The sequence below is a fragment of the Klebsiella michiganensis genome (genome assembly GCF_002925905.1).
Lineage (GTDB): Bacteria > Pseudomonadota > Gammaproteobacteria > Enterobacterales > Enterobacteriaceae > Klebsiella > Klebsiella michiganensis.
The window spans coordinates 1,174,802-1,188,223 of the sequence record NZ_PRDB01000001.1 but is presented as its reverse complement, the minus strand read 5'-3'; the positions used below and the strand labels follow the sequence as shown (position 1 = coordinate 1,188,223).

General features: G+C 57.6%; 12 protein-coding genes. All 12 read right to left on the bottom strand.

Annotated elements, in window-relative coordinates; genetic code table 11:
- Positions 1-22: 22 nt before the first annotated feature.
- Positions 23-1,093, bottom strand: a complete 1,071-nt coding sequence (gene murG / locus CDA56_RS05745; RefSeq protein ID WP_014837405.1) for an undecaprenyldiphospho-muramoylpentapeptide beta-N-acetylglucosaminyltransferase — start codon at positions 1,091-1,093, stop codon at positions 23-25.
- Complete coding sequence (ftsW, locus tag CDA56_RS05740) at positions 1,090-2,349, bottom strand: cell division protein FtsW (protein ID WP_004098587.1); 1,260 nt, start codon at positions 2,347-2,349, stop codon at positions 1,090-1,092. The genes murG and ftsW overlap by 4 nt, the downstream gene beginning before the upstream one ends.
- Positions 2,349-3,665: a UDP-N-acetylmuramoyl-L-alanine--D-glutamate ligase gene (gene murD / locus CDA56_RS05735; RefSeq protein WP_102803127.1), complete on the bottom strand. Its 1,317-nt coding sequence runs from the start codon at positions 3,663-3,665 to the stop codon at positions 2,349-2,351. Before murD ends, ftsW begins: the two co-directional genes overlap by 1 nt.
- Before the next feature lie 2 nt (positions 3,666-3,667).
- The gene (gene mraY, locus CDA56_RS05730; RefSeq protein WP_004098585.1) at positions 3,668-4,750 is read right to left on the bottom strand and encodes a phospho-N-acetylmuramoyl-pentapeptide-transferase; all 1,083 of its coding nucleotides are present in this window, start codon (positions 4,748-4,750) and stop codon (positions 3,668-3,670) included.
- On the bottom strand, positions 4,744-6,102 hold the full coding sequence (gene murF, locus CDA56_RS05725) for a UDP-N-acetylmuramoyl-tripeptide--D-alanyl-D-alanine ligase (RefSeq protein ID WP_014837403.1): 1,359 nt from the start codon (positions 6,100-6,102) through the stop codon (positions 4,744-4,746). Before murF ends, mraY begins: the two co-directional genes overlap by 7 nt.
- Positions 6,099-7,586 (bottom strand): UDP-N-acetylmuramoyl-L-alanyl-D-glutamate--2,6-diaminopimelate ligase, encoded by a 1,488-nt coding sequence (murE, locus tag CDA56_RS05720; protein ID WP_071846144.1) that lies wholly within the window; start codon positions 7,584-7,586, stop codon positions 6,099-6,101. The genes murF and murE overlap by 4 nt, the downstream gene beginning before the upstream one ends.
- Positions 7,573-9,339: a peptidoglycan glycosyltransferase FtsI gene (locus CDA56_RS05715; RefSeq protein ID WP_004098582.1), complete on the bottom strand. Its 1,767-nt coding sequence runs from the start codon at positions 9,337-9,339 to the stop codon at positions 7,573-7,575. Before CDA56_RS05715 ends, murE begins: the two co-directional genes overlap by 14 nt.
- Before the next feature lie 15 nt (positions 9,340-9,354).
- Positions 9,355-9,720 (bottom strand): cell division protein FtsL, encoded by a 366-nt coding sequence (ftsL, locus tag CDA56_RS05710; RefSeq protein ID WP_002888550.1) that lies wholly within the window; start codon positions 9,718-9,720, stop codon positions 9,355-9,357.
- Positions 9,717-10,658: a 16S rRNA (cytosine(1402)-N(4))-methyltransferase RsmH gene (gene rsmH, locus CDA56_RS05705; RefSeq protein WP_004098579.1), complete on the bottom strand. Its 942-nt coding sequence runs from the start codon at positions 10,656-10,658 to the stop codon at positions 9,717-9,719. The genes ftsL and rsmH overlap by 4 nt, the downstream gene beginning before the upstream one ends.
- Position 10,659: 1 nt before the next feature.
- Positions 10,660-11,118: a division/cell wall cluster transcriptional repressor MraZ gene (gene mraZ / locus CDA56_RS05700; protein ID WP_009654608.1), complete on the bottom strand. Its 459-nt coding sequence runs from the start codon at positions 11,116-11,118 to the stop codon at positions 10,660-10,662.
- A 626-nt stretch (positions 11,119-11,744) separates the two neighbouring features.
- Positions 11,745-12,749 carry a catabolite repressor/activator gene (gene cra, locus CDA56_RS05690; protein ID WP_004098577.1) on the bottom strand — a complete coding sequence of 335 codons (1,005 nt, stop codon included), beginning with the start codon at positions 12,747-12,749 and terminating at the stop codon, positions 11,745-11,747.
- A 180-nt stretch (positions 12,750-12,929) separates the two neighbouring features.
- Positions 12,930-13,421 (bottom strand): acetolactate synthase small subunit, encoded by a 492-nt coding sequence (gene ilvN / locus CDA56_RS05685; RefSeq protein WP_004098573.1) that lies wholly within the window; start codon positions 13,419-13,421, stop codon positions 12,930-12,932.
- Between the last annotated feature and the right edge of the window lies 1 nt (position 13,422).

The window sequence follows — 13,422 nt, the reverse complement described above, 5'->3', positions numbered from 1 at the left end:
CGGACGGTGATCATCACCGCGATTAACGCGCCAGTGCTGCGGCGCTCACTTCTTCTGCTACCCGTTCGGTCGCGTCCGGAATCGAGGCTCTGCGCGCTCGCTCCGCCATATCCAGCAGCGTCTCGCGATCCCAACCCGCCAGGGTTTGCGCAACGGCCTCCACGGTAAACTGCGGCTGCTCAAGGATCTTCGCTGCCCCTGCCTTCTCTAACGGCAGCGCATTCCAGTACTGCTGACGATCTTTGTGCTGAAAAGGCACAAACAGCGCCGGTAAACCCGCGGCGGCAATTTCGCTCACCGTCAGCGCCCCGGAACGACATACGACAACATCAGCCCAGGCATAAGCCGCCGCCATGTCGTCAATAAATTCGGTGACTTTGTGCTGCGGCTGGCCGGCGTCGGAATAGGCCTGCTGTACGCTCTCCTGGCCCCCTTTACCGCTCTGGTGCCAGATGGTAACAGCAGAACCCAGCTTCGCCGCCACCTGCGGCATCGTCTGATTGAGCACGCGCGCGCCCTGCGAGCCGCCGACGACCAATACGCGAATCGGCCCCTGGCGCCCGACTAACCGCTGCTCCGGCAGCGGCAGCGCCAGCACATCGGTGCGAACCGGGTTGCCAACAACGTCGGCATGCGGGAAAGCGCCGGGAAATGCCTGCATGACCTTTTTGGCAATTTTCGCCAGCCATTTATTCGTCAGGCCGGCAATCCCGTTCTGTTCATGCAGGACAACCGGGATCCCCAGCGACCATGCCGCCAGACCGCCAGGTCCGGAAACATAGCCGCCCATGCCCAGCACCACGTCCGGCTGAAAACGCTGCATAATCGCTCGCGCCTGACGCCAGGCGTTGAAAATACGCACCGGCGCCAGCATCTGCGCCTTCAGGCCCTTGCCGCGCAGGCCGGATATCTGAATGAAATCAATTTCAATGCCGTGCTTCGGCACTAAATCCGCTTCCATACGATCCGCGGTACCCAGCCAGCGGACCTGCCAGCCCTGGTCCATTAAATGGTGCGCAACCGCCAGTCCCGGGAACACGTGTCCGCCGGTACCGCCTGCCATCACCATTAAGCGCTTTTCCTGACCGCTCATCGAACACCCCGTGTAAACGCCTGGGCTTTTTCCAGACGCGTTTCATAATCAATTCGTAACAGCAACATGATCGCCGTCGACATAATCAGCAGGCTCGAACCGCCGTAACTGATCAGAGGCAGCGTCAGGCCTTTGGTTGGCAGCATCCCCGCCGCCGCGCCGACGTTAACCAGCGCCTGAAAGCTAAACCAGATCCCAATGGCGCAGGCCAGAAATCCGGAGAAACGGTGGTCAATCTCCAGCGCTTTGCGGCCAATGGACATGGCGCGAAAAGCGACGAAGAATACCATTAAAAGTGCGAGTACCACACCGATATAACCGAGCTCTTCACCGATAATGGCGAAGATGAAATCGGTGTGCGCCTCGGGCAAATACTCCAGCTTCTGGACCGAATTGCCCAGGCCCTGCCCCCACATTTCGCCGCGACCAAAGGCCATCAGCGACTGGGTTAGCTGGTAGCCGCTGCCGAACGGATCTTCCCACGGGTTCCAGAAAGAGGTCACGCGGCGGATACGGTACGGTTCAGCCAGAATCAGCAGTACGACCGCCGAAAGCCCCATCCCGATAATGGCGATGAACTGCCACAGCTTGGCTCCCGCCAGGAACAGCATGGCCAGAGTGGTCACAAACAGCACGACGACGGTACCGAGGTCAGGCTGCGCCAGCAGTAAAATCGCCAGTACGAAAATCACGCCCATCGGCTTTAAGAAGCCGCGCAGGTTGTTACGCACTTCGTCGCCTTTACGCACGAGGTAGTTGGCGATGTAGCAAAACAGCGACAGCTTGGTAAACTCCGCAGGCTGGATACGCAGCGGCCCCAGCGCAATCCAGCGCGACGCCCCGTTAACCGAGCTACCGACCACCAGAACAATCAGCAGCATGACGATAGAGGCGATCAGCATCGCGGTACTATGGCGCTGCCAGAACTCCATCGGCAGGCGCAGCGTCACCATCGCCAGCCCTAGCGCCAGCAGAATGTATAAGCCATCGCGCTTGGCAAACAGAAACGGATCGTTCGCCAGACGCTGGCCTACGGGCATCGACGCCGAGGTCACCATAATGAAGCCGATTGCGGCCAGGCCAAAGGTCAGCCACAGCAGCATCCGGTCATACATCACCAGGCTATCGGTATCTTTTTGCCGCGAGCCCATCACCCAGCCTTTCAGCGCGGCGAACAGCCATGCGAAAATAAACATTCCCGGCAGACGCGGCAGTCTCAGCCGTGGCATTTTCAGGCGCGGGAGTGATAAACGCATCAACCTAACTCCTTCGCCAGGCGAGCAAAGATGTCGCCGCGTTGTTCAAAGTTTTTAAACTGATCGAGGCTGGCGCACGCGGGAGACAGCAGCACCATATCGCCCGCGACAACCTGCGGCGCAATCTGGCGCATCGCCTGCTCCATGGTTTCCGTTTGCACGGCGACGTCCGGGCGAAGGGCCGCCAGCTGCGCGCCGTCGCGGCCAAAGCAGTACAGGCGAACGTTGTCGACGGTCAGGTAACGGCTTAACGGCGTGAAATCAGCGGATTTCCCATCGCCGCCCAGCAGCAGATAGAGCGTTCCATCAAGATGCAGCCCATTGAGCGCCGCTTCGGTACTGCCGACGTTGGTGGCTTTAGAATCGTTGATCCAGCGCACGCCGTTGTGCTCCAGCACCAGCTGGAAACGATGCGCCAGCCCGGTGAATGTGGTCAGCGCTTTCAGGCTACTGGCGCGCGGCAGACCCGCCGCGTCCGCCAGAGCCAGGGCCGCAAGCGCGTTACTGTAGTTATGCTGGCCGCTAATCTTCATCTCTTTGACGTTGAGCACTTTCTCGCCTTTGACGCGCAGCCAGGTTTCTCCCTGCTGGCGGTTCAGGTGATAGTCGCCAACGTCAACGCCGAAGCTGATGCAGCGATCGTCAGCGCCGCGTACCGGCATGGTTAACGCATCGTCGGCATTAACGATACAGGCCCGGGCGTTCTCATAAACGCGCAGTTTGGCGGCGCGGTACTGCTGAAGCCCCAGCGGATAGCGGTCCATATGATCTTCGGTGACGTTAAGGATCGTCGCCGCGGCCGCCCGCAGGCTGGAGGTGGTTTCCAGCTGGAAGCTGGAAAGCTCCAGGACATAGAGTTCGCGCTCAGGATCCAGCAGCATCAGCGCCGGCAGGCCAATATTGCCCCCGACGCCAACGTTCAACCCCGCCGCTTTCGCCATTTCTCCCACAAGGGAAGTCACGGTGCTTTTACCGTTGGAACCGGTGATCGCAATAATCGGCGCCTGCGCCTCGCGGCAGAACAGTTCAATATCGCCGACTATTTCTACCCCCGCATCCGCCGCGGCGCTCAGGGAAGGATGCGCCAACGCGATGCCAGGGCTGGCGACAATCAGGTCCGCCGTCAACAGCCAGTCTTCGTTCAGACCGCCGACATAGCGCTCAACGGCTTCCGGCAGCTTATCCAGCCCCGCCGGCGCAACGCGGGTATCCATCACCCGCGGCGTCACGCCGCGAGCCATGAAAAAGTCCACGCATGACAGGCCGGTCATACCCAGCCCAATAATGACGACTTTTTTACCCTGATAATCTGCCATGATTAACGTACCTTCAGCGTCGCCAGGCCAATCAGCACCAGCATCAGCGAAATAATCCAGAAACGCACGATAACGCGCGGTTCCGGCCAGCCTTTCAGTTCATAGTGATGGTGAATCGGCGCCATGCGGAAGATGCGCTGACCGCGCAGCTTGAAGGAGCCGACCTGCAGAATCACCGAGAGCGTTTCCACCACAAATACGCCGCCCATAATCACCAGCAGGAATTCCTGGCGCAGCAGCACGGCGATAATCCCCAGCGCGCCGCCGAGAGCCAGCGAACCCACATCGCCCATAAAGACCTGTGCCGGATAGGTGTTAAACCACAGGAAGCCCAGGCCCGCGCCGACAATCGCCGTACAGACGATCACCAGTTCACCGGCGTGACGCAAATAAGGGATATGCAGGTAGTTGGCGAAATTCATGTTCCCGGTCGCCCAGGCAACCAGCGCGAAGCCGGCGGCAACGAATACGGTTGGCATAATCGCCAGCCCATCAAGGCCGTCGGTCAGGTTGACCGCATTACCGGTCCCGACGATAACAAAATAGGCCAGCAGGACGTAGAACAGGCCCAGCTGCGGCATCACGTCTTTAAAGAACGGCACCACCAGCTGAGTCGCCGGCGTATCTTTACCCGCCATATACAGCGCAAAGGCGACGCCCAGCGCAATCACCGACATCCAGAAGTATTTCCAGCGGGCAATCAGGCCCTTGGTATCTTTGCGAACCACCTTACGGTAGTCATCAACGAAGCCGATGATGCCGTAGCCCACCAGTACCGTCAGCACGCACCAGACGTAGGGGTTAGATGGATAGGCCCACAGCAGAACGGAGACAACAATGGCGGTCAGGATCATGATCCCGCCCATGGTCGGCGTACCGCGCTTACTAAAGTGAGATTCCGGGCCATCGTTACGTACAACCTGGCCAAAGGAGAGTTTTTGCAGACGGGCGATCATGCGCGGGCCCATCCACAGAGAGATGAACAGCGCGGTCAGCAGGCTGACAATGGCGCGAAACGTCAGGTAGGAAAAGACGTTAAAGCCTGAATAATATTTGACCAAATGTTCGGCCAGCCATACTAACATGTTCCGTTCTCCTGTAATGCGCGTACTACCACTTCCATGGCGGCACTACGTGAACCCTTCACTAAAATGGTCATAATTTTATGTTCTGCGGTGAGCTCGCGCAGGCGGGTCACCAGCGCGGCCTTCTCGCTAAAATGTTCGCCAACGCCGCTGGCGCCGCTGATCTCTGCGCTCAACGTACCGACGCTCAGTACGCGATCGAGCCCGGCCGCTTTTGCCGCTTCGCCCACCTGACGATGGCACGCCTGGCTTTCCGCGCCGAGTTCGGCCATATCGCCAACGACCAGTACCCGGTAGCCCGGCATCTCAGACAGCACCTGTACCGCAGCGGTCAGCGAGCCGACGTTGGCGTTATAGGAATCATCCAGCAGCAGCTGGCTGTCGGTCAGCTGAATCGGGAATAACCGCCCCGGTACCGCTTTCAGATCTTTCAGACCCGCTTTGATCGCCTCATGCGTCGCCCCCACCGCCATTGACAGCGCCGCGGCAGCCAGCGCGTTGGCGATGTTATGGCGCCCCGGCAGCGGTAGCAGTACATCAACGCTGCCCGTTGGGGTCTGCAGAGTAAATTCAGTCCCGTGCGAGGTCACATGAACGTTGGTTGCCGTGAAATCGCTGTGGGCGGCGTTCGGCGAAAAACGCCAGGTTTTACGCTCGCCAATCACGCTTTGCCAGTTCAGCCAGTCATTATTGTCGGCGTTCATAATCGCGATGCCGTTGAGCGGCAGACCGGTGTAAATTTCGCCCTTGGCTTTCGCCACGCCTTCCAGAGAGCCAAAGCCTTCCAGGTGCGCGGCGGCCAGGTTATTCACTAACGCGGCTTCGGGACGGGTCAGGCTAACTGTCCAGGCAATTTCCCCCTGGTGATTAGCGCCTAACTCGATGACCGCGTAGTCATGTTCTTTGGTGAGACGCAGCAGCGTCATCGGCACGCCGATATCGTTGTTCAGGTTACCTGCGGTATACAGCGTATTGCCGCACTGGCTCAGAATCGCCGCGGTCATCTCTTTAACCGAGGTTTTTCCGGAAGATCCGGTCAGCGCGACCACGCGCGCCGGCACCTGCTGACGCACCCACGCGGCCAGTTCGCCAAACGCCAGACGCGTATCCTTCACCACCACCTGCGGTAGATCGCAGGCCAGCTGACGGCTGACCAACAGTGCGCCCGCGCCGGCAGCTTTCGCCTGTTCGGCAAAGTCATGCGCATCAAAGCGCTCGCCTTTTAGCGCCACGAACAGGCAGCCCGCCGTGATTTTACGGGTATCGGAGGTGACGTCATCAATCGCCACATCGCGGCCGTGCAGCTCGCCATGCGTGATGCCGGCGAGCTGGCTGAGAGTCAAGCGAATCATGCTACCGCCCCCAGCAGACGCGCTACGGTGACGCGGTCAGAGTAATCGAGTCGGCGATTGCCGACGATTTGATAGTCCTCGTGGCCTTTGCCCGCCACCAGAACGACGTCGTTTTCTTTCGCCTGCATCACCGCATTAGTGACCGCTTCCGCACGACCTTCCACCGCCCTGGCATGGCCCGCGTCCAGCATGCCGGCCAGAATGTCGTTGATAATCGCCCGCGGCTCTTCGGTGCGCGGGTTGTCGTCGGTGACAACCACGATATCGGCAAACTCTTCGGCGATAGCGCCCATCAGCGGACGCTTGCCTTTGTCGCGATCCCCGCCGCAGCCAAATACGCACCACAGTTTACCGCGACAGTGCAGACGCGCCGCCTGCAGCGCTTTTTCCAGCGCATCAGGCGTGTGGGCGTAATCAACGACCACGGTCGGTTTACCCGGCGCGGCGAACACTTCCATACGCCCGCATACCGGCTGCAGGCGCGCGGCGGTTTTCAGCAGATCGGCAAGCGGATAGCCCAGCGCCAGCAGGGTGGCTAAGGCCAGCAGCAGATTGCTGACGTTAAAGGCGCCCATCAGGCGGCTTTCGATCTCGCCGTTCCCCCAGCTGGAGGCAAACTGAATGGTGGCGCCGCTATCGTGATAGCTCACGGCGGTCGCTTTGAGCCAGCGACCCCGGCAGTTCGGGTTAATGTGATCTTCCATCGATACGGCAACCGCATCCGGCAGCTTCGCCAGCCAGCGGCGACCGACTTCATCGTCCGCATTAACAATCGCCTGCCCGCAATGGTGGGTTGAGTAGAGCAGCCATTTCGCCGCTTCGTAATGTTCCATATCACCGTGGTAATCGAGGTGATCGCGGCTCAGGTTGGTGAAGACCGAGGCGGCAAACTGCAGCGCGGCTACGCGATGCTGCACCAGCCCGTGGGAAGAGACTTCCATCGCGGCGAACGTCGCCCCCTGCCCTGCCAGGCCAGAGAGTACGTGTTGAACATCAACGGCCGAACCGGTGGTGTTTTCCGTTGGGATAACTTTCTCCAGCAGGCCATTGCCTACGGTTCCCATTACCGCGCTGGTTTCCCCCAGCAGCTGCGCCCACTGCGCCAGCAGTTGTGTCGTGGTGGTCTTGCCGTTAGTCCCGGTGACGCCCACCAGGCGCAGTTGTTCCGAAGGCTGATGGTAAAAACGCCCGGCCAGCGCGGATAAGCGCTCGTTGAGTTGGCTCAGATAGATAACCGGCACACCGTGCATTTCACGGATTTCGCCGTCATGGGCCTCATCTTTGGCCTCAGCAATAATGGCAGCAACACCTTGCGCTATCGCCTGCGGGATATAACGACGCCCGTCCGCCTGATGACCTAAAACCGCGACAAAAAGATCGCCAGAAGCAGCCACCCGGCTGTCCAGCGTCATTTCTCGCAGAATTCGCTCCGGCGCATTTGGCACCCACGGAGCGAGAAGGTCGCGCAAATTACGATCTGCCACCTGTTCCCTCGCCTTGATTAATCACTAATTCACTTTTTTCAGCCGTTGCCAGCGCATCCGGTTCAATGTTCATGGTGCGCAGTACGCCGCCCATGATGGCACCGAAGACCGGCGCGGAAACGGCGCCGCCGTAGTATTTACCCGCCTGCGGATCGTTGATCACCACCACCAGCGCAAAGCGCGGATGGCTGGCGGGCGCAACGCCTGCGGTGTAAGCAATGTATTTGTTGATGTAGCGGCCGTCGGGCCCTACTTTTTTCGCCGTACCGGTTTTAATGGCGATGCGATAGCCTTTGATCGCCGCCTTCACGCCGCCGCCGCCGGGCAGCGCCACGCTTTCCATCATATGAACAACGGTACGAACGAGTGATTCCGGGAAGACGCGCTCGCCCGGAACCGGTGGATCAACTTTGGTAATCGACAGCGGGCGATATATGCCGTAGCTGCCGATCGTTGCGTAGACTCGCGCTAACTGTAACGGGGTTACCATTAGCCCATAGCCGAAAGAAAAGGTGGCCCTCTCTATGTCAGACCACCGTTGTTTTTGAGGGTATAAGCCACTGCGTTCTCCGACCAACCCCAAATTGGTCGCTTTTCCGAGTCCAAAACGTGAGTAAGTATCTACTAACGCTGAGGACGGCATCGCTAACGCCAGCTTAGAAACACCGACGTTACTCGACTTCTGTAGTACCCCGGTCAGGGTCAATTCGCTGTAGCGCGCCACGTCTTTGATTTCGTGGCCGTTAATTCGATAGGGAATGGTGTTCAGTACGGTATTTTCGTTAACAATGCCGCGCTGAAGCGCCGTCATCACCACCATCGGCTTCACCGTTGAACCCGGCTCAAACACGTCGGTAATGGCGCGGTTACGCATCGTATCTTTGGAGGTGCCCGCGAAATTATTCGGGTTGTACGACGGGCTGTTGGCCATCGCCAGCACTTCGCCGGTGTTAACGTCGACCAGAACCGCGGTACCTGACTCCGCTTTGTTGAACGCCACCGCATTATTCAGCTCGCGATACACCAGCGCCTGCAGGCGTTCGTCAATGCTCAGCGCCAGGTTATGCGCGGCCTGGCTATCGGTGGACGAAATATCTTCGATTACCCGACCATAGCGGTCTTTACGCACGATACGCTCGCCGGGCTGGCCGGTAAGCCACTTATCAAAGCTCTTCTCTACGCCCTCAATCCCCTGGCTATCGACGTTAGTGAAGCCAATGAGGTGAGCGGTTACTTCGCCAGACGGATAGTAGCGGCGGGACTCTTCCCGCAGATGAATCCCCGGCAGCTTCAATTTACGGATGTAGTCGGCCATATCAGGGTTCACCTGACGCGCCAGATAGATAAAACGCATCCGTGGATTGGTATTGATGCGCGATGCCAGCTGATCCAGCGGCATATTCAGCGCATCGGCCAGCGCCTTCCAGCGGTTGTCCAGGGTCACGCCCCCGGCTTCATGCAGCTCTTTCGGGTCAGCCCAGATAGCTTTTACCGGCACGCTCACCGCCAGCGGGCGGCCGGAACGATCGGTTATCATTCCGCGCGCGGTAGAGACTTCCTGCACGCGCAGAGAACGCATATCGCCCTGGCGTACCAGCATGTCCGGGCTAATCACCTGTAGCCAGGCCACGCGGCCCAGCAGGAAGCCCAGCGCCAGCAGAATACAGCCGCACAGCAACGCAAAACGCCAACTGATAAAGTTGGCCTGTTCTTCCTGACGTTTTGCTTTCGGCGTTTTCGGCGCTGCTTTCATGCGTCGCAATAATCCTTATTTCTGTACAACGATATTTTCTTGTGATGGATCGACGTGCTGCATCTGAAGCTTCTCGGTCGCGATCCGCTCAACCCGACTGTGATCGCCGAGAGCATTTTCTTCGAGGATCAGGTTGCGCCATTCAATATCCAGCGCGTCGCGTTCCAGCACCAGCTGTTCGCGCTGCGCGGTTAAGAGGCGAGTATGGTGCGCCGTTGTCACCACCGTAATCGCCGTAATAATGATGCAAATGAACAGGCAGAGTGGCAGCTTCCCAAACCGCAGAAGGTCGTCTCCGATCACGCCAGGCAAAGCATGGCGCTCGTTGCTTCCTATCGACCCTTTCACCTTGCTTAGGGCTTCTGTCACTCTGCCGATCATGCGTTCGTCCTCTCTGCAATACGCAGAACTGAACTACGGGCACGAGGATTTTCAGCTACCTCTTTTTCGCCCGGCATCAACTTGCCTAATGCTCTTAGCTCACGGCCGCCCAGTTTTTTAAGCTGCTCTTCGGTCATCGGTAACCCTGCCGGAACCTGCGGACCGCGGCTTTGCTCGCGCATAAAGCGCTTCACAATACGGTCTTCCAGCGAGTGGAAACTGATGATTGAGAGCCGCCCGCCCGGGGCCAGCACGCTGAGCGAGCTTTTTAGCGCCTGCTCTATCTCCTCCAGTTCACTGTTCACCCAAATGCGCACCGCCTGGAAGGTACGGGTCGCGGGATGTTTGAATTTATCTTTCACCGGCGTCGCCGCCGCAACGACCTCCGCCAGCTCTTTGGTACGCGTCATCGGTTCGACGCGGTTGCGTTCGACGATGGCGCGGGCAATGCGTTTACCAAAGCGCTCTTCGCCGAAGGTTTTGATGACCCAGGCGATATCGGCTTCGTCGGCGGTTTGTAGCCATTCAGCGGCTGACTGGCCGCGCGTCGGATCCATGCGCATATCCAACGGACCATCGCGCATAAAAGAGAAGCCACGTTCAGCGTCATCCAGCTGCGGTGAAGAGACGCCAAGATCGAGCAGAATACCGTCGATCTTGCCGGTTAGATTGCGCTCGCCAACATAGTCGGCCAGCTGAGAAAAAGGACCATGAACGATGGAAAAGCGGGGATCATCGATAGTTTTCGCGACGGCAATAGCCTGCGGGTCGCGATCGATCGCCAGCAGGCGTCCCTCCGCTCCCAGCTGGGAGAGAATCAGGCGCGAGTGACCGCCGCGGCCAAAGGTACCATCAATGTAGATACCGTCAGGACGAATATTCAGGCCGTTAACGGCTTCATCCAGAAGTACCGTAGTGTGTTTATAATTTTCCATCATTTTACAAAGACAAATCCTGCAGGCGCTCCGACAGTTCCCCGGAAGCGGACTGCTCAGCGTCGATATCTTCCTTGACCCGTTGATACCAGGTCGTTTCGTCCCACAGCTCAAACTTATTGAACTGCCCGACCAGCATCACTTCTTTTGTCAGCCCGGCGTGTTGCCGCAGCACCGGGGCGATTAATAGCCTCCCGGCGCTATCCATCTGACATTCGCTGGCATGTCCCAGAAGCAAACGCTGTACGCGCCGCTCGGTGGGGTTCATGCTCGATAAACGCGATAATTTTTGCTCGATGATTTCCCATTCAGGCAAAGGGTAAAGCAGCAGGCACGGGTGATGGATGTCAATGGTGCATACCAATTGACCGGAAGCGTTCTCGATCAGCCCGTCGCGGTAGCGCGTCGGTACGGCCAGACGGCCTTTACTGTCGAGATTGACTAACGTTGCCCCACGGAACATGCCAGCCTCACCCCTTTTCGCCACTTTACCCCACAAATTCCCACAAGAAGGAGTTTACGGAGCGGAGGAAAAGCTTGTCAAGCCAGCACGGATGCCAACAGAGCTCAAAAACCCATTATTTACAGCCGATATTCGCCCTGAGGAAAAATCAACCAACAAACGAGGCAAATTAACGTTATGAATATCGGTAAGAAAACAACCAACAAACTTGTAACAGTTAAAGCAGCAAAATATCTTCGAAGGGAAAATATAAAGTGTCAGTTTGCGACGCGAGCGGCATTTTAGGCCATTCTGATGACCGTTAACAGCACCAGTTTTCACAGGAGAGGCACTCTTACTGCGGGGTACAGCGCTTATCGCTACCATAATAGCGAGGAAATGAGTGTTAATTCAGCAACTCACCCGCTGAATGTAACAAAATAATACAAATAAATACGCTAATCCTTTTATGGGCTAATTAAACCGTGGAATAAATGGCACGAAGAATAAAATTAAAAGAGATGTCAGGAAGATTAAGGATTTGTCTGAAAGATCCTTAACCCTGCAATTTTTACGTCATCTCAGCGGATTATCGCCAGACGCGTCTCCGTCTGGCGAATGCTCTACGAATAATCCTGGTCACGCGCTTAGCGGCGATTCAGGCTGCCGCGACGATAAAGATTGCGCCGGATACGGCTTAACCCTGGTTTCGGCTTACGCGGTTCATCAAGGCTGGCGAGCACGATCTCCAGCACGCGCTCCGCCACGTCGCGGTGGCGCTGGGCCACGGCTAAAACGGGACACTGGAGGAAATCCAGCAGCTCATTATCGCCAAAAGTGGCAATAGCCAGCTCGGAAGGCAGCTTCCCTTCCCGGCGCAGCGTGACGTCCATCACGCCCTGCAGCAGCGGAAACGAAGTCGTAAACAGCGCCTGAGGCATTGGATGCGTTTCCAGCCACTTTTCAAAGAGCTGCGCCGCGGCTTCGCGCTCGTAGCTGTTTGCATAGAGGAAATGCACCTCTCGCGGATCGTCCTTCCATGCCGTACGGAATCCCTGCTCGCGCAGGAAGCTCACCGAAAGCTCCGGCAGCGCGCCAAGGTACAGCACCGTTTCAGCCGGAAACTTACGCAATTCCGCACCGAGCATTTCAGCATCGTCCTGATCGGCGCCCACCACGCTGGTGAAGTGCTCTCGATCTAGCGCGCGGTCGAGAGCGACAATCGGGAACGGATCGTTAGCCCAGCGCTGATAGAACGGATGTTCAGGCGGTAATGAGGTGGAAACGATTATCGCGTCGACCTGACGCTGCAGCAGATGCTCAATGCAGCGCATTTCGTTATCCGGCTGATCCTCGGAGCAGGCGATCAATAGCTGATAGCCGCGCTGGCGCGCCTGACGCTCCAGGTAATTAGCGATGCGCGTATAGCTGGTGTTTTCCAGGTCCGGGATAACCAGACCAATGGACCGCGTACGTCCTGCACGCAAGCCTGCAGCAACCGCATTCGGATGATAGTTGTGCTCACGAACCACCGCCATCACCTTTTCAACAGTTTTATCGCTAACGCGATACTGCTTCGCTTTCCCATTAATCACATAGCTAGCGGTCGTTCGCGAGACACCGGCCAGCCGGGCGATTTCATCCAGTTTCACAATTGCCCCTTGGGTAATAAGTACAGAACATAACCATTCTTCAGGTATGGATTCGTTTTTATAACATCTAAGCGCAGAAAAGTAAGCGCAGCAACCGCTTTAGTCCACAGTTCCCACCGATTTCGCAAAAAAATAGCCCGACAGGCTGTGTCGGGCTATTTTTACGTCGGTTTAAGCGGCTCAGCGCATGATTTTGTCGCCGCGCGACAATCCGACTACGCCCGAGCGGGCGACTTCAACAATTCGCGCCACGTCGCGCAGCGAAGCCAAAAACGCATCCAGCTTATCGCTGGTTCCCGCCAGCTGAACGGTATAGATAGACGGCGTGACGTCGATAATTTGCCCACGGAAGATTTCCGTATTGCGCTTGACCTCATCGCGTCCATAGCCGCTGGCCTGGACCTTCACCAGCATAATTTCACGCTCAACGTGCGCGCCTTGTCCGAGCTCGTTAACGCGCAGCACGTCTACCAGCTTGTGCAGCTGCTTTTCTATCTGCTCAATCGCTTTCTCATCGCCAACGGTTTGAATCGTCATTCTGGATAACGTCGGATCGTCCGTCGGCGCAACCGTCAGGCTTTCAATATTATAACCGCGCTGTGAAAAGAGGCCGATCACGCGGGATAGCGCGCCCGATTCGTTCTCCAGTAATACTGATAATATCCGGCGCATA